Below are 16,538 nucleotides of genomic sequence, written 5' to 3'. Positions count from 1 at the left end.
CGCCGTCCGGCCGGTGGGGCGAATCCTGCGACGTGATACCGATGCGCGCGCATCGAATGTCTGTTCTCGGTGGGGACGTAACGTGAGCGCATGACCATGCCGCCGCAGCCGCCCCACGGCCCGTACGGGCCGCCTCAGCCTCAGCAGAATCCGTACGGGCGGCAGCCCCCGGGGCCCGCGATTCCTCAGCAGCCGGGCTACGGGTACCCGCCCCAGCAGCCGCAGGGCGCACCCGGGCCGTGGGGGCAGCCGCAGCACGTGGCGCAGCCCGGCATGCCCGGCCTGCAGCCGCGGCCACCGCGCAGGAAGCGGACCGGACTGATCGTCGGCATCGTCGCCGGGTCGCTCGTCGGCGTCATCGCCGTCGTCTTCGGTGTCTACGAGCTGGTCGGCAAGGGCGCGGACGCCGTGTTCCCCGAGGCCACGCACAGGCTGGTCGTGGAGAAGACGGTCCTGGAGGGGGAGTTCACCCTCACCAAGGACCTGTCGGACACCGAGGGCAAGAAGATCGAGGACACCCCCGACGCGAGCATCCGGGACGGCAGGGCCGTCGTAGCGCAGTACGGCTCGGAGGAGAACGGCATGCTGGTGCTCTCCGGCATGTACGGGCGGCTCGCCGGCCCCGCCCTCATGCGGAGCAAGATGATGGAGGGGGCGGCCGGGGCGGACAACGCGAAGGTGGTCGTGCCGCCCAAGGAGTTCACGCCCGAGGGGTACGACCTCACGGTGGAGTGCCAGGTCGTGCAGTCCAAGGAGATCGGCCTGACCGTCAACATGCCGATGTGCGCGTGGGGCGACGCGAACACCGCCGCCACGGTCGCCGTGATCCGGCCGGCCGAGCTCAACGAGGCTCCGGAGTCGCTCGACCTGGCCAGGGTCGCCGAGGACACCGCGAAGGTCCGCTCCGAGATCCGCAAGCCGATCAGCTGAACCGGGGCGGACGCGACGGCGGCAGGGCGCGTTCCGCCGCGCAGGCCATGCCCAGCAGCTCCGCGTCCGTTCCCCGGTCGGTCACCAGCTGGAGGCCTGCCGGGCAGCCGTCCGGGGTGAATCCGGCCGGCATGCTCGCCGCCGGATGGCCGCTGAGGTTGAACGCCCAGGTGAGAGCCGTGGAGTAGACGTCACCCGGGCCGTCGTGACCGTGCGGCGCGTTCGGAGTGACCGGAGTGAGCAGCACCGGTGTGCGGGCGAAGAAGGCGTCGAGGGTGCGGGCGTTGGCGGCGCGGAGCGCCCGGTCGGCGGGGGTCGGCGATCCCCCGCGTACCGCCGTCCACGCCTCCGCGGGGTCGAGCAGCGTGACGGGGTCCCTGACGAGGTGGACGACTCCGGCCGCGGCCAGCCGCTCCACCGCGGCTCGCGTCACCTCCGCGACGTCCGCGTCCACGGACGCGAAGCCCAGGTCCGGGCTGTAGGCGGCGCGGATCGGGAGCCGCGGTGGCCGTGGTGCGTACCCGTCCAGTACGTGCCGCAGATACGTTCCGGCCCGCGCCGCCGAGCTCGCGAGCACGCCGGGGGAGGCGAGGCCCGTGCGGTCCGGGGAGGGCAGCAGCCCCGTGGTCGTCTTCAGGCCGAACACCCCGCACCACGCCGCCGGGATCCGTACCGACCCCGCCCCGTCGCTGCCCGTGGCCAGGTCCACCATGCCCGTCGCGACCGCCACCGCCGAACCCGCCGACGAGCCGCCGGGGGTGCGGTCGGGGTGCCAGGGGTTCACCGTACGGCCGTGCGCGCCCTGCCCCCACGTCTGCCAGTGCGTGTCCGGGCCGGGGACCGAGGTCGCACCCACCGGGACGGCGCCCGCGGCGGTCAGGCGGCGGGCCGCGTACGAGCGGATGCCCGCGCTGCCCTTCACCGCGAACGGCAGGCCTGCGAGCGGAAGGTCCCGGGCGGTCCGCTCCCGGGCCAGGGCGTCCTCGTGCCACACCTCGGTGAACGCGCAAAGCTCCGGGTCCAGTTCGTCGATCCGGGCCAGCGCCGCCGCCACTGCTGAACTCATGCGGTCAGTCTCCGGCCTCGAGCGCCGCCTCCATCACCGCCCGGGCGATGGGGGCCGCGTTGCCGCCGCCGCTGATGTCCGCGCGGTCCGCCGAGGCGTCCTCCACGACCACGGCCACGGCGACGGCCGGACGGCCCGAGTCCGGTGCCTGCGCCCAGGAGATGAACCAGGCGTACGGCGTACCGGAGTTGTCGATGCCGTGCTGGGCCGTGCCGGTCTTGCCGCCGACCGTCACTCCGTCGATCGCCGCGTTCGTCCCCGTACCGCTCTCCACGACGTCGACCATCATCCGCTGCAGCTGCATGGCCGTTGCCGGGTTCATCGCCTGCCTGTACGAGCCCGAGTCCTGCCGGCGGACCGTGGCGCCGTCGGCGTCCGTCGTGCGGTCAACCAGGTGGGGGCGCCTGAGGTCGCCGCCGTTCGCCACCGCCGACGCGACCATCGCCATCTGCAGCGGCGTCGCCGTGGTGTCGAACTGCCCGATGGAGGACAGGGCGAGCTGGTCGTCGCTCATGTCCGAGTCGAAGTTGCTGCGGGCCACTCTGGAGGGGATCTTCAGGTCGTTGTCGTTGAAGCCGAACCTGCCTACCGCCTCCAGCATCCCGTCCAGCCCCACCTCCACCCCCAGGTGCGCCATCACCGTGTTGCAGGAGACCCGGATCGCCTCCGCCAGCGAGGCCTTCGCGCAGCCGCGCGCCTCGTTGGGCAGCGTGGTCGAGGTGCCGGGCAGGACGTACGGCGACGGTGTGTCCGTCGCCGCGTCCGGATCGGTCACCACACGGTCGTCCAGCGCTGCCGCGGCCGTCACGATCTTGAAGGCCGAGCCCGGCGGATAGGTCTGCCGGATGGCCCTGTTGAGCATCGGCTGGCTCGCGGACCGGTTGAGCCGCGCCCACGCGTCCGTGACGGAGGATCCCGTACCGGAGAGCACCTCGGGGTCGTACGACGGGGAGGAGACCAGCGCCAGGATCCGGCCGGTAGCCGGGTCGAGGGCGGCGACCGCGCCGCGGCGGCCGTCGAGGCCCTCGTACGCGGCGTGCTGCACCGAGTCCCTGATGGTGGTGACGACGTCGCCGCCGGGCTGCCGGCTGCGCGTGATGTCGCCCCAGAGGGGGAGCGGCGCCAGGATCGAGGCCGTGCCGGACAGGATGTCGTCCTCGGCGTTCTCCAGGAGCGTGGTGCCGTACGTCTGCGAGGCGTAGCCGGTCACCGGCGCGTACAGCGGGCCGTGCGGGTAGGTGCGCTCGTACGCGAGCTGCTCGCCGGTGTTCTTGGATCCGGTGACGGGCTCGTCGCCGACCAGGATGTTGCCGCGCGGCTGGTCGTAGCGGTCGATCGTGGTGCGGCGGTTGGCGGGGTTGCTGTCCAGCTCGTCGGCCTCGAAGAGCTGGATGCGGGCGGCGTTCGCCAGGAGCGCCACGAGCAGCAGCAGACAGAACGCGGCGGCCCGCCGGATGTAGCGGATCACCGCTCGTCCTCGGTGACCTGTGCGACGACGCCGGTCTCCGCCCTGCCCGGATCCGGGGTGCGGGACACGTCGCTGACCCGGATCAGCAGCGCGATGATGATCCAGTTGGTGACGACGGAGGAACCGCCCTGGGCCAGGAACGGCATGGCCATGCCGGTCAGCGGGATCAGCCCCATCACCCCGCCCGCGATCACGAAGACCTGGAGCGCCATGATCGAGGCGAGTCCGATCGCCAGCAGCCGGCCGAACAGGTCGCGCAGGGCGAGGCCCGCCCGGTACCCGCGGGCCACCAGCAGGGCGTACAACAGGAAGATCGCGGTGAGTCCGGCCAGGCCGAGCTCCTCGCCCGCGGTCGCGAGGATGAAGTCGGACTTGGCGGCGAAGCCGATGAGGATGGAGTGGCCGAGTCCGAGGCCGGTACCGAGCATGCCGCCCGCCGCGAACGCGAAGAGGGACTGGGCGAGCTGGCTCGGCCCCTGTCCGGCGTTGATCGTCGCGAACGGGTCCAGCCAGTCCTCCACCCGGCTGTGCACATGGGGTTCGAACGAGCCGACGACGAAGGCACCCGCGGCGGCGAGCAGCAGCCCGACCGCGATCCAGCCGGTCCGGCCGGTGGCCACGTACAGGAGGATCACGAAGAGGCCGAAGAAGAGCAGCGAGGTGCCGAGATCCCGTTCGAGGACGAGGACGCCGACGCTGATCAGCCAGATCGCCACGATGGGGCCCAGCACCCGGCCGGTGGGGAACTGGATCTTCCAGATCTTGCGGCCGGTGTACGCGAGCGCGTTGTGGTTCGCCGCGAGGTACGCGGCGAAGAAGACGGCCAGCAGGATCTTGGCGAACTCGCCCGGCTGGAAGGACAGTCCGCCGAACCTGATCCAGATCTTGGCCCCGTTCACCGCGGGGAAGAAGATCGGCACGATCATCAGCACCAGTGCGGCGGCGACCGAGAGGTACGCGTAGCGCTGGAGCACCCGGTGATCGCGCAGCAGGACGACGACGGCGATGAAGAACGCGACCCCGAGGGTGGACCAGACCAGCTGTGTGGTCGCCGCCTGGTCCCTGGGGGTCTCCAGGTCGAGCCGGTAGATCAGCACCAGGCCCAGCCCGTTGAGGAGGACGGCGATGGGCAGCAGGAGCGGATCGGCGTACGGGGCACGGAAGCGGACCGCGAGATGGGCGAGCAGGGCGAGGAGGCCGAGACCGGCGCCGTATCCGGCGACGTCCGGGGGCACGGCGTTGTTCCTGGCGAGGCCGACGGCCGCGTAGCCGTAGACGGAGATGAGCACGGCCCCGATCAGGAGCGAGAGCTCGACCCCGCGCCGCTTGGGCAGGCGTAGCTCGGGAGGGCGCGCGTCCGCCGTCGTTGCGGTCATGCCCCGCAACGTAGCAAGACGCGGGTGTTATTTCCCTTATGTCGGCTTCGTGGCACTCGTCCTTAGCTCTGGTACGGGTTCTGGCCGGGAGGCGCGTAGCCCGGCTGCTGCTGCGCGGCGCCGTGCTGCAGGCCGTCCTGCCCCGCGCTGTGCTGCGCGAGCAGCTGGTCGGCCTGCTCCTTCGGTATCTGGCGCTCGCCGCCGCAGAAGGTGCACTGCGTCGCGTACTTCGTCGAGAACGGGAACAGCGGTACGAAGAACAGCGTGAACTTCGTGACCCGCTTGCGCAGCGTGTGTGCGGCGGGATTGCCGCACCAGCCGCACACCATCGTGAGGATGGCCAGCTGGTAGAGGTAGCCCCGCGTGCCGAAAATGATCATGATGTCGTTCCTTCTCCCGTGTTCCCCAGAAGGGCCCGCCGGCACAGCGCCAGCAGTTTCTCGTCCTCGTAAGTGTCGTGACTGCCGTATCCGCCGTCCATCGCGTTGTGGCGGCGTACGGAGAGGAGTTCGGCACGCAGCACCTGTGCCGCGTCCGGCCCTGCCCCCGCCACACCCATCCGGGCCAGGCATTCAGCCACCCGGACCCTGACGTGACGGTTCTTCTCCCATGCTGCCAGGAGTACCGGCACCGACTCACCGGTCCGCCCCGTGACCTCCCACAGGGCGATCGCGGCGTCGACCCGGAGCCACAGCTCGTCGTGCGTCAACAGGGCGCGCAGCCGGGGTGCGGCCACCGCCGCGAGCCTCCCCAGCCCGCCCAGCGCGCTCGCCGCAGCCCGGCAGTCGTGCACCTGGTCCGCTCCGAGACCCTCGATCAGCACCGGAAGCACCGCACCGGCATCCCCGTCGACCGCCCAGAGGGCCTCTGCCGCCTCCGTCGCCGCCGCGGTGCCCGGACGCCTGATCAGCATCCGCAGCTCCGGTACGGCACACCGCGCCGCGGGCCCGAACGAGCTCAGTGCCCGCAGCGCCGCCGTGCGCAGCCACTCGCCCCGGTACTCGGGTGCCCCCCGCAGCACCCGCAGCACCTCCGGCGCGGCCTCGCCCGCCCGCAGCGCCGTCAGCCCGCCGAGCAGCGGACTCGCCCGGTCGTACGCGCCCTCGTCCAGGCCGACCTCGCCGAGCCTGCGCCTGAGCACCCCGGCGAGCGGGGCCGCGGTGTCACCGAGGTACCCGATGGCGAACCCCACGTCGTGCGGCACCTCCGGCCGCTCCAGGGCCGCCGCCAGTGCGGGCAGCACCCGGGTGTCGCCCAGCCTGGCCAGCGCCTTCACCGCGGAACCCAGTCCGGGCGGCCCGCTCGCCCACTCCTTCACCCAGCCACCGGGATCCCCGGCCACCCGCTCCGCCAGGGCGTCGGCGGCCGGCCCGGCCAGACCGAACAGCTCCTCCAGCACGTGAGAGGCCGCCTCGGCCAGCCGCGGCTCCGGATCGGCCAGCTGAACGCCGACGAGCCGGACCAGTCCCTCGTACGAACCGCGCCAGGCCCTGATCAGCCCGCTGCTCATCCGTACGGCATCGATCCGCTGCCACGGATCGGGGCTGCACAGCTGGTCGGTCAGCAGCGCGGTACGGTCCTCGACGCGGTCGTCCAGGCCGACGTGCAGCGTCCGCAGCAGGTCGGCGGCCCAGGGGGCGCTGCGGCCCGCCGATTCCTCCGCCGACAGGGCCCGCAGCTGTCCCAGGAGCGTCGACGCAGAGGTGCGATCCAGTGACGCGGTGTCACCGCCCGCGGCCTCCACGGGGTGCGGATCCGGCCGTCCGGGCCGCGAGCGCAGTTCCCGCAGCAGTCCGGACACCACTCGTACGACATCGCCGGGCAGGGCGTCCGGAGCGCACCGGGCCAGTTGCGCGAGGGCGGCGAGCCGCAGTCCCGGCGCGTACGCCTCCGCGGCGAGCCTGCTCAGCCAGTCCGCGGCCTGCCCGGCCAGCGGGCGGTGGCGCAGGGCGACCCGCCCCGCGGCCTCGACGAGGGCGAGCCGCACCTCGTCGTCGGCCTCCACCGGCAGGCGCTCCCGCAGCAGCGCCAGCACCTTGACCGGGTGACCGTGCAGGGTGGCGAGCGCGAGCGGGGCGGCGAGCCGCACCCCCGAGTCCTCGTCGGCGATCAGCTCGAAGAACACCCCCGCTCCTGCGGTGACGGCAGCAGCCGCCATCGCGTAGTTCGCCGCCCCCTCCATCTCGTCCTCGTCCAGCTCGTCCTCGTCGTCCTCGTCCAGATCGATGCCGCCGATGCTGGTGAGGAGCTCCACGACGCTGCCCCGGTCCTGAATGCCGGGATCCGCGACCAGTTCGAAGAGAAACGGAATGCAGGCGAGCGTGCACGCGTACACGTCGCCCTGGTGGTGAACCGCGCCGTACATCCCGTCGAGCGCGCTCTCGCGCTCCGCCGGATCGGCGGACGCGAGTCCTTGCAGGAGCCCCGGCACATCGTCGGCCGGCCCGTAGGCATGCTCCATCGAGGCCCAGTCGACCTCGTCGATCCCCGCGAACACGCCATTCCCTCCCCGTGTCATGCTCTGCCCCGAATCCGGCGGACACCGTGTTCAGGAAGCATCTCTGCGCAGAGTGTGCACCACTGCCAGGACAATCCACCCTCCACTTGTGGCCTTTCCTCGCCAGGTGGCACGGCAGCAGGGAAGGGCTGTGACCCGCCTGTCCGTCCGCCGTCCGCTTCAGTCCCCGGGGAGCGGACGCGCCTGGCCGGGATCGGTCAGCGGGGCGAGCAGATCCCCGTGCCGGTCCAGCCGCGCGGCGATGTCCCCGGCGAGGAAGACCAGCTCGGCGGGGGTCCCGCACGCCTCGATCTCGTCCCAGGTGACGGGTGCGGAGACGGTCGGGCTGTCCTTCGCGCGCAAGGTGTAGGGGGCCGCGGTCGTCTTGGCCGCGGCGTTCTGGCTGAAATCGACGAAGACCTTTCCCGGGCGCAGCGCACGGGTCATCCGGTGCACGGCCAGTTCGGGCAGTTCGCTCCGGGCCTCGACGGCCAGGGCCTTCGCGTAGGCCGTCACGTCCTCGCTGGGGGTGGGCTCCAGGGGGACGAGCAGATGCAGCCCTTTGGAGCCCGAGGTCTTCCCGTACGCGGACAGCCCGTCCGCCGCCAGCCGCTCCCGCAGCCAGAGCGCCACCGTGCAGCATTCGACGATGCTCGCGGGCGCCCCCGGATCCAGGTCGAACACCATCCGGTCGGCGACCGCGGGCGCGTCCCGGCACCACTGGTGCGTATGGAACTCCACCACCAGATTCGCGGCCCACATCAGCGAGGGCAGGTCCTGTACGAGGATCTGCCGGGCGTTCGCATCGTCGTGCCGGGGCACCGGGGCCGTGCCTACCCAGTCGGGTGTACCGGGGGGCGGATTCTTGGTGAAGAAGCGCAGTCCCGCCGGGCCGTCCGGATATCTGAGGAAGGACAGCGGCCGGTCGCGCACATGGGCGAGGAGGACGTCCGCCGCCGTGGCCGCGTAGTAGTGCAGCACCTCGCCCTTGGTGGTGCCGGTGGCCGGGTACAGCACCTTGTCGAGATTGCTGAGCGCCAGGCGCCGCCCCTCCACCTCCGTGATCGGCGTCATACGATAAGAATCACATGAAATCGTACTGATGAGGGCTTAGTGGGCATGAGGGGTGAACGGTGAGGTCCATCTGGAACGGCGCCATCTCCTTCGGGCTGGTCAGCATCCCGGTCAAACTGATGAACGCCACGGAGAACCATTCGATCTCCTTCCGGCAGATCCACCTCGCCGACGGTGGCCGGATCCGGTACCACAAGGTCTGCGAACTCGATGAGCAGGAGGTGACCGGCGCCGAGACCGGCAAGGCGTACGAGGACGCCGACGGCAGTGTGATCCCCGTGACCGACGAGGATCTCGCCTCACTCCCGCTGCCCACCGCCAAGACGATCGAGATCGAGGGCTTCGTACCCGCCTCCGCGATCGACCCGCTCCAGCTCGACTCCGCGTATTACCTCTCCGCCAACGGAGGGCCCGCGGCCAAGCCGTACGCGCTGCTGCGCGAGGCCCTGAAGCGGAGCGAGAAGGTCGCCGTCGCGAAGTTCGCGCTGCGCGGCCGCGAACGGCTCGGCATGCTGCGTGTGGTCGACGACGTGATCGCGATGCACGGCCTGCTCTGGCCGGACGAGATCCGCACCCCCGAAGGCATCGCTCCGGACGCCGGCATCAAGGTCCGCGATGCCGAACTCGACCTGGCGGACACCCTGATGAACACCCTCGGCGAAGCCGACCTGGACACGCTCCACGACGACTACCGCGAGGCGGTGGAGGAGCTCGTCGCGGCGAAGGCCGCCGGGGAGACCGTGGAGACGGCGGAGGACGAGGGCGGCGGGGGCCAGGTCATCGACCTCATGGCGGCGCTGGAGAGCAGCGTGCGGGCGGCGAAGGAGTCCCACGGCAAGGACGGGGACGAGGACGGGGACGACGTGGCGGACGTCCACCCCATCGAGGGCCGGAAGAAGACGGGGGCGAAGGCCGCCACCGGTGGGAGCGGCACCGCGAAGAAGACCGCTGCGGGGAAGACGGCGGCGAAGAAGACCACGGCGAAGAAGACCACAGCGACGAAGACGGCGGCAAAGAAGACAACGGCCAAGAAGACGGCCGCGAAGAAGACGTCGGCGAAGAAGACCGCGGCGAAGAAGACGACGCCGAAGACCACGGGGAAGGCGGCCGGGAAGCGGGCCGCATCGAGCCGGTCCCGCTCCACGGCCTGAGGGCCCTCGCGGACCCGGCGGCGCACCGCCGGCCGCGCGGCGCGGTCCTCCACCGGTGGACAACGCCGTGGAGGACCGCCGGGCCGGCCCGTCAGCCTGCCGGGACCGCCGCTTCGAGGGCCGGCAGGTAGGCCTTCTCGTGCCCCTCCGCCGTGGGGTGCACGTTCGAGTCGCTGATCCACGGGTCGCTCGTGCAGATCTCGTGGCCCGCGAACGCGGGCCGGCCGTCCGCGAAGGCGAAACCGGCCGCGGCGGCGCGGCCCGCGATCGTCGCGTTCAGAAGGTCGGAACCCTCGTTCACCGCCGTGCGCTTGGACGAACTGAGACCGCCGAGGCAGAGCCCGCCCTCCTTGTAGAGGTGGGGGTAGCCCACGACGACGACATGGGCACCGGGTGCCCGGTCGCGCACCGTCGCGTACAACTGGTCGAGCTCACCGGGAAGTTCGTCGCGTACGTACTCCGCCGCCGTGTCCAGGGCCCGCTCGCAGGCCGACAGGGTGGAGTACTTGCAGCTGAGCATCGTCGACGCGAAGCCGGAGTCGTTGCCGCCGATGCTGAGACTCACCAGGGTCGTGCCCGAACCCAGGTGCCGCACCTGGTTGGCGAGGACATCGGGGATCTTCGCCCCGCCGCAGGCGGCGAAGGTGAAGGAGGCCGGGGCGTTGGCGTCCGCCCAGAGCTGCGGATAGGCGTTCCTGCTCCGGGTACAGGCCGTGTCCGAGTAGTCGCCCGCACCGGTACCGGAGGCGTACGAGTCACCGAGGGCCACGTACTGCCCGGCTGCCGCGGTGCCGGACGGGGCCGCGGACACGGGTACCGAGATGCCCGCCAGCCCGATGGCCAGCAGGGTTGCGGTGAGCACGCGGGGGATGCGCATGGGATTCCTCCGGGGGAGCGGATGGGGGCGGGTGCCGTTGCACACCATCGCGCCGTCCGCTCTCCCGGAACATCGGTGAAATCGCCGACCGTGTCCGACCGACACCCACCGCGGACGTCCGGGCAGTAAAGTGCGGAACGCCGCGACTGGCGCGCGCCCGGAAGGGTGCTCCGTGGAAACGACCACGAGGGAGCGGCACACCCCGGGCCTGCCCGGGGCGTCATCGCCGGAGGGCCGTCCGCCTGGGCATCCGGGTCCATGTCGCAGCAGTGCGACCGACCCGGGAGGACCCCGTGGCCGTACAGCCGTCCGATGACCGCCGACCCGCCCTGACCGCAGCCGATCCGGAACTCGCAGCCCTGGTGAGCGCCGAGGAGCGGCTCCAGGCGGACACCCTGCGCCTGATCCCCAGTGAGAACTACGTGTCCGCCGCCGTTCTGGAGGCGACCGGCACCGTCCTGCAGAACAAGTACTCCGAGGGCTACCCCGGCAAGCGCTACTACGAGGGCCAGCAAATCATCGACCAGGTGGAGACGCTGGCCGTCGAACGGGCCAAGGCGCTGTTCGGGATGGACCACGCCAATGTGCAGCCGTACTCCGGCTCGCCCGCCAACCTCGCCGCGTACCTGGCCTTCCTCGAACCGGGCGACACAGTCCTCGGGATGTCGCTGCCGATGGGCGGCCACCTCACGCACGGCTGGGGTGTCTCCGCGACCGGCACGTGGTTCCGGGGCGTGCAGTACGGGGTGCGCCGCGACACCGGGCGCATCGACCTGGACGAGGTGCGCGACCTGGCACGCGCCGAGCGGCCCAAGCTGATCTTCTGCGGCGGCACCGCGGTGCCCCGGGTGATCGACTTCGCCGGGTTCGCCGACATCGCCCGCGAGGTGGGGGCGGTGCTGGTGGCCGATGTCGCCCACATCGCCGGGCTGATCGCCGGGGGCGCGCACCCCTCGCCCGCTCCGTACGCGGACGTCGTGTCCACCACCACCCACAAGACCTTGCGGGGGCCGCGCGGAGCGATGCTGCTGTCCAGGGCCGAGCACGCGCGCGCCATCGACCGTGCGGTCTTCCCCGGCCTCCAGGGCGGTCCGCACAACCAGACCACCGCGGCGATCGCGGTCGCGCTGAAGGAGGCGGCCGGGGCGGAGTTCCGTGCATACGCCCATCAGGTCGTCGCCAACGCACGGGTTCTGGGGGAGGAACTGGCCGCACGCGGCTTCGACCTGGTGTCCGGAGGAACGGACAACCACCTGCTGCTGGTCGACCTCACCGGGAAGGACGTACCGGGCAAGGTCGCGGCCAAGGCCCTGGACCGGGCCGGGATCGTCGTCAACTACAACACGGTGCCGTACGACCCGCGCAAGCCCTTCGACCCGTCCGGCATCCGCATCGGTACGCCGGCGCTGACGTCCCGGGGCATCCCGGAGTCCGAGATGAGCGCCGTCGCCCAGTGGATCGACCTCGTGGTCGAGGCGGCCCGCACCGGTGACGAGGCCACCGTGTCCAAGGTCCGCGAAGAGGTGAAGGCCCTGATGGACGCCTGGCCGGCGCCCGGTCTGCCGCCCCGCTGAGAGGCGCCCTCGGGGACCTCCGAGGGCGCGGGGCGGCCCGGACCGCCGGGGGCTCGACTCCGCGCGCCCGCTCTGCGCCCTGCCCGTTCGTCGAACTGCCGTACAGGCTGGGGGAGTCGGGTGGCGCAAGCGTGAACGCGAGGGGGCACGAATGCAGGATCTGAAGGTCACGTCATGGCAGCTCTTCGGGCACGACCGGCTCTATGTGAACCTGCCGGACGGCACGGCGATCGGATGGGCGGATCTGGCCAACGGCACGATCACGGTCCTGCACCCGCGCTACCGCGACGCCGTGACCGACGCGCTCGCGCGACAGGTCCCGGACATGCCAACGCTCGGCGAGGCGGCGCCGCCGGGGCCGCCACCGGCCCCACGGATCCCGCCGCTCCGCCGGATGCGGAAGCCCGCCGCTCCCCGCCCGGCCCTGCCGGACGGGGAGTCGGGCCGGGAGCCGGGCGGCTTACGGGTGCCGGAGCAGGGACAGGCCCGGCAGCCCGCGCCCGCCCCCGAGCAGCAGGGACAGGGACGCCAGACCGAACCGCGGGTACCGGCAGGGCAGCCCGGACAACAGGTGCAGGAGGGGCAGCCGCGGGAACCGGGGCGGCGGCCCGTGCTGCCCGCGCTCACCGCCGCGAACGACCTGGCGACCCGACGGCCCGGTGCCGCGCTCCGGGCTCAGCTCGCCGAGAACGGCCCCGGGCTGCTCGTGCGGGCCACCACCGGGGCGTTGCGGCGGAGCAAGGAGGCGGATCCGCGCCGGGTCGCGCTCGCCGGGGAGCGGCGGGTCGGGGCCGAACTGAGGCGGCTGACGCGGCATGGCTGGCGGGTGCTGCACTCACTGCCCCTGCCGGGCGGTGCGGAGATCGGGCATCTGCTGATCGGCCCCGGAGGGGTGTTCGCCGTGCGCACCGAGCACCGGCCCGGTGCCTCGGTACGGATCGGGGACGGGACGCTGCGGATCGACGAGGGCTCCCCGCAGACGTACGCGCTCGAAGCCGGTCCGGGGACCAGGCTTGCCCGTACGGTGCTGGAGACGCACTGCGCCTTCGCCGTGCCGGTCCAGCTCGTGCTGGTGTTCGTCGGAGTCGCCTCCCTCGATGTGCTCGCCACCCCGCCGGATGTCCGGGTCTGCCGGGACCGCCATCTGTCCGCACTCGCCCCGCTGAAGGACGTCCTCACCCCCACCCAGGTCGAAAGGGTCTACGACGTCGCCCGGAACCGGGACGCCTGGCCGGACGCGTGAGCCCGGAACACGGCCGGTAGATTCCTCGGGAGCCGCCGAGGGAGAAGACGCCGTGAAACTTCGCTGTGCCGTGCTGGACGACTTCCAGTCGGTCGCCACCACCGCCGCGGACTGGTCGCCCGTGGCCGACGACGTCGATGTCGTCGGCTTCGCCGAGCACTTCGCCTCCGAGGACGAACTGGCCGCCGCACTCGCCGGTTTCGACATCGTCGTCACCCTGCGCGAGCGCGTGCCCTTCCCCGCCTCCCTGGTCGAGCGGCTGCCCCGGCTGCGGCTGCTCGTCGCGTCCGGCATGCGCAACTCCGTCATCGACTACGCCGCCGCCGAGCGGCACGGGGTCACCGTCTGCGGCACCGCGAGCACCACCACCCCGCCCGTCGAGCTCACCTGGGCGCTCCTGCTCGGCCTGGCGCGCGGAATCGTGCCCGAGGCCAACGCCCTGCGCGACGGTGGTCCCTGGCAGTCGACCGTCGGGGCGGATCTGCACGGACGCAGGCTGGGGCTCCTCGGACTGGGGAAGATCGGCAGCAGGGTCGCCCGGGTCGGCCTCGCCTTCGGCATGGACGTCGTGGCCTGGAGCCGGAACCTGACGGCGGAACGGGCGGCGGAGGAAGGTGTCGTGCTCGCCGCGTCCAAGGAAGAGCTTCTGGAGACCAGCGACTTCGTCTCCGTGCACCTGGTGCTGAGCGATCGCACCCGGGGGCTGCTCGGGGCGAAGGAGCTCGGTCTGATGCGGTCCGGCAGCTATCTGATCAACACCTCGCGGGCGGCGATCGTCGATCAGGACGCGCTGCTCGACGTGCTGCACGAGGGGTCCATCGCGGGAGCCGGAATCGACGTGTTCGACGTCGAGCCGCTCCCCGCCGGCCACCCGATGCGCACCGCGCCGCGCCTGTTGGCGACCCCGCACCTGGGCTATGTGTCCCGGGCCAACTACGCGACGTACTACACGCACGCCGTCGAGGACATCCGCGCGTTCCTCGACGGGGAGCCGGTCCGCCGGCTCGGCTGACGCCGCGGGCCGTCCCGGAGCGGGGAGCGGGGAGCGGGCGCGTCCTGCTGCGCCTCGGCGGGGCGCCGCCCTACGGCCTCAGCCGAATCGGATGTCGCGCGTGGTGGCGGAGGCCGCCGCGAAGGCGAGCAGACTGCCGCCCTCCTCGGCGACGGCGTCGCGGTCCTCCCTGCTCAGCGCGCCGAACGGCTCGATCACGAGGGTCGCGGCCTTGCGCGCCTGCTCGATGCGCCACAGCCCGCGTACGAAACCGTCCACGAGGAACGTCGACCTGATCAGGCCGTTGCGGGTGAAGACGAGCGCCCGCTGTTCGTCGGTGAGGGTGCGGCTGCGGTCGGCATGCGACAGCAGGATGTTGTCGAACTCCGGCAGGAAGCGCACCGGAACGGGCATACCCGGGTCGGGCCGGGGGGCGTCGGGAAGGTCGAGCAGCTCCAGCCCGTTCTCGTCCCGGAAGGTACGCAGCCGGGGCCTGAGCCGGTTCACCGAGTCGGCGAGCCGTGTCATTCCGGACCAGGTCTGGATGTCCTTGACGGTGGCGGGCCCGAAGGCCGCGAGGTACCGCTCGACCATCGCGTCGGGCGAGGTGGACTCCGCGAGCGTTCCGCCGAGCCACGACTCCGCCGTCGTGTGCACGGCCTGGCCGCTCTCGCCCCACAGGCCGCGCGGCGGCACCTGCACGAGCGGCACCAGGTTGCGCACGGCGTTGGCCAGGGCGAACGGATCCCGGTCGGGCCAGCGCTCGGCCAGCAGGGTGCCGAGACCGCCCAGCGTGAGGGGCTCCTTCTCGACCAGCTCACGGCCCAGCGCCGCCACCTCCGCGGTGTCGAGACCGGCCAGCTTCCGGCCGAAGGTGCCCTTCAGCCCTTGCTCCAGTGCGCCCCGGAGCACCGGCCTGAGCGCCAGGCAGTCCTGCGCCGTGACCAGGTGGATCGTGCCTCGCATCAGCACCAGCCGGACCACCTCGCGGGCCCTGACCCTGTCCGCCAGGTCCTCGATACGGAATCCGGCCAGCCGGGTCCACAGCCCGATGTAGGGCGGGTCGGGCGCCTGGGCCTGCATCCCCACCAGATGCCCGACCGCCCGCACGGCCGGCACATCGACGCGCTCCAGAAGTAGCTGCCGGGCCAGCAGGCTCCGGTTGAGCGCCCGTCGGTCCAGCACGTCTCGGTCCCCTGTCACCATGACCGGATCCTCTCCTCGTGTTCATGAAAAGTCGGTGGTGCCCCGGGGCACGCATCGACCACGTACGCCGGGCCCAGCCCCTCCTGTGCGCGATCGACTACGCGCTCGGCCGCCTCGTACTCAGCGGTGGGGATCCGCCCGACGGCCTTCCTCGGCCACAGCCCGGGGGAGCTCGTCGCCGCGGCCTTCGCCGGGGTCGTCTCCCTGAGCGACGCGGCGCGGATGGTGCAGGGCCGGGTACGGGAGGCCGTGAAGGTTCTGGCGGGCGGCATGCTAGCGGTCGCCGCGAGCGAGGAGCAGCTGCTTCCGTACCTGACCGAGGACGTCGGCATCGCGGCCGTCAACGCCAACCAGCAGGTGATGCTCGCGGGTTCGAAGAGGCCCCTCACCGAGTTCGCCCGGTCCGGACGGCGAATCCAGTTCACTCCCGCTCCCCGATCGGTGCCATGAGCTGCTTTTGCGGAGCGAGTTCCGTACGGGTCAGCGGGATGTCCGGGCAGAGCCTCTCCGGATGGCCGTCGGGCGGTTCCTGCAGGCGCGTCGCGGCCATCGGTACCGGCGGTCCCCTATGGGGCAGGCCCAGCCAGATCCAGCCCGCCGCGGTCAGCGAGCTGTGAGCTGTAGATCTCGCGCAGGGCTCACCTCACGTACTTCCTGCGAGCCGTACCTCCCGCCTCTGCCTGGACACGGGGCGCCGCGGTGCCCGCGGACTGCCACTCCTTGCTCCAGGTCCACAGCCTGGCCACCGCGTTCAGGTCCAGGTCGTGGGTCCTCGGTCCAGATGCGGGCCGCTGCCGTGAGCACGGACTGGCGGTCGGCCTCGGACGTACCGGCGCGGGCCGGGAGGAGCGGGGTCACCGCGCCGGCGCCCAGGCGGAGCGAGCGGCGCCTGCCGGCGGGTGATCATCCGCTTCGCGGGTGACTCGGGTGACGGCATGCCGTCGACGGGTGACCGGTTCACGTCGGAAACGGCGTCGTTCGGGAATGACCTGTCGACGCTGCCGAACTTCCCGGAGGGGGAACCGACACGCTCCTCGCCGGCAAGGACGCCTGGACCTTCGTGGGCCGACCCGCCTCTCCGTATC

General features: G+C 72.0%; 14 protein-coding genes and 2 pseudogenes. 7 read left to right on the top strand and 9 right to left on the bottom strand.

All coding sequences use genetic code 11. The features are described 5' to 3' along the window. Positions 1-90: 90 nt before the first annotated feature. A complete protein-coding gene (locus OG844_RS20725) occupies positions 91-930 on the top strand; it encodes a hypothetical protein (RefSeq protein ID WP_406392176.1) in 840 nt (279 codons plus the stop codon). On the opposite strand, the gene OG844_RS20720 is transcribed toward OG844_RS20725, so the two are convergent. From OG844_RS20720 to ligD, 6 genes are all read right to left on the bottom strand, one after another. Further along, positions 923-1,996, bottom strand: a complete 1,074-nt coding sequence (locus OG844_RS20720; protein WP_406392174.1) for an amidase — start codon at positions 1,994-1,996, stop codon at positions 923-925. The two genes, OG844_RS20725 and OG844_RS20720, sit on opposite strands and share 8 nt — an antisense overlap. Positions 1,997-2,000: 4 nt before the next feature. Beyond that, positions 2,001-3,464 carry a peptidoglycan D,D-transpeptidase FtsI family protein gene (locus OG844_RS20715; protein WP_406392173.1) on the bottom strand — a complete coding sequence of 488 codons (1,464 nt, stop codon included), beginning with the start codon at positions 3,462-3,464 and terminating at the stop codon, positions 2,001-2,003. Further along, positions 3,461-4,840: an FtsW/RodA/SpoVE family cell cycle protein gene (locus OG844_RS20710; RefSeq protein WP_406392172.1), complete on the bottom strand. Its 1,380-nt coding sequence runs from the start codon at positions 4,838-4,840 to the stop codon at positions 3,461-3,463. The genes OG844_RS20715 and OG844_RS20710 overlap by 4 nt, the downstream gene beginning before the upstream one ends. 62 nt (positions 4,841-4,902) lie before the next feature. Beyond that, the gene (locus OG844_RS20705; protein ID WP_406392171.1) at positions 4,903-5,220 is read right to left on the bottom strand and encodes a zinc-ribbon domain-containing protein; all 318 of its coding nucleotides are present in this window, start codon (positions 5,218-5,220) and stop codon (positions 4,903-4,905) included. Then, on the bottom strand, positions 5,217-7,337 hold the full coding sequence (locus tag OG844_RS20700; protein WP_406392170.1) for a PBS lyase: 2,121 nt from the start codon (positions 7,335-7,337) through the stop codon (positions 5,217-5,219). Before OG844_RS20700 ends, OG844_RS20705 begins: the two co-directional genes overlap by 4 nt. A gap of 180 nt (positions 7,338-7,517) precedes the next feature. Beyond that, positions 7,518-8,411: a non-homologous end-joining DNA ligase gene (gene ligD, locus OG844_RS20695; protein WP_406392169.1), complete on the bottom strand. Its 894-nt coding sequence runs from the start codon at positions 8,409-8,411 to the stop codon at positions 7,518-7,520. Between the two features lie 59 nt (positions 8,412-8,470). Between ligD and OG844_RS20690 the strand changes: the two genes are divergently transcribed. Then, positions 8,471-9,562 carry a Ku protein gene (locus OG844_RS20690; RefSeq protein ID WP_406392168.1) on the top strand — a complete coding sequence of 364 codons (1,092 nt, stop codon included), beginning with the start codon at positions 8,471-8,473 and terminating at the stop codon, positions 9,560-9,562. Positions 9,563-9,653: 91 nt separating this feature from the next. On the opposite strand, the gene OG844_RS20685 is transcribed toward OG844_RS20690, so the two are convergent. Continuing rightward, positions 9,654-10,439 carry an SGNH/GDSL hydrolase family protein gene (locus OG844_RS20685; RefSeq protein ID WP_406392167.1) on the bottom strand — a complete coding sequence of 262 codons (786 nt, stop codon included), beginning with the start codon at positions 10,437-10,439 and terminating at the stop codon, positions 9,654-9,656. A 293-nt stretch (positions 10,440-10,732) separates the two neighbouring features. Between OG844_RS20685 and glyA the strand changes: the two genes are divergently transcribed. The 3 genes from glyA to OG844_RS20670 all read left to right on the top strand — a co-directional run bounded on the left by glyA (position 10,733) and on the right by OG844_RS20670 (position 14,268). Then, a complete protein-coding gene (gene glyA / locus OG844_RS20680; RefSeq protein WP_406392166.1) occupies positions 10,733-12,013 on the top strand; it encodes a serine hydroxymethyltransferase in 1,281 nt (426 codons plus the stop codon). Between the two features lie 151 nt (positions 12,014-12,164). Next, complete coding sequence (locus OG844_RS20675; protein WP_406392164.1) at positions 12,165-13,256, top strand: nuclease-related domain-containing protein; 1,092 nt, start codon at positions 12,165-12,167, stop codon at positions 13,254-13,256. A 52-nt stretch (positions 13,257-13,308) separates the two neighbouring features. Beyond that, the gene (locus tag OG844_RS20670; RefSeq protein ID WP_406392163.1) at positions 13,309-14,268 is read left to right on the top strand and encodes a D-2-hydroxyacid dehydrogenase family protein; all 960 of its coding nucleotides are present in this window, start codon (positions 13,309-13,311) and stop codon (positions 14,266-14,268) included. Between the two features lie 78 nt (positions 14,269-14,346). Here OG844_RS20670 and OG844_RS20665 read toward each other — a convergent pair whose 3' ends face one another. Then, positions 14,347-15,453 carry a winged helix DNA-binding domain-containing protein gene (locus OG844_RS20665; RefSeq protein WP_406392162.1) on the bottom strand — a complete coding sequence of 369 codons (1,107 nt, stop codon included), beginning with the start codon at positions 15,451-15,453 and terminating at the stop codon, positions 14,347-14,349. A gap of 120 nt (positions 15,454-15,573) precedes the next feature. On the opposite strand from OG844_RS20665, the pseudogene OG844_RS20660 reads away from it, so the two are divergent. Further along, positions 15,574-15,903, top strand: a pseudogene (locus OG844_RS20660) (acyltransferase domain-containing protein); the annotation flags it as partial. Here OG844_RS20660 and OG844_RS20655 read toward each other — a convergent pair. Further along, a complete protein-coding gene (locus tag OG844_RS20655; protein WP_406396199.1) occupies positions 15,875-16,060 on the bottom strand; it encodes a DUF6059 family protein in 186 nt (61 codons plus the stop codon). The pseudogene OG844_RS20660 and the gene OG844_RS20655 sit on opposite strands and share 29 nt — an antisense overlap. A gap of 253 nt (positions 16,061-16,313) precedes the next feature. On the opposite strand from OG844_RS20655, the pseudogene OG844_RS20650 reads away from it, so the two are divergent. Beyond that, positions 16,314-16,514, top strand: a pseudogene (locus OG844_RS20650) (2-oxoglutarate ferredoxin oxidoreductase subunit alpha); the annotation flags it as partial. Positions 16,515-16,538: the final 24 nt, after the last annotated feature.

The organism is Streptomyces sp. NBC_00887, from assembly GCF_045207585.1.
Note: the sequence above shows the minus strand (reverse complement) of the source record. Positions and strands in the feature narration are given on the sequence as shown.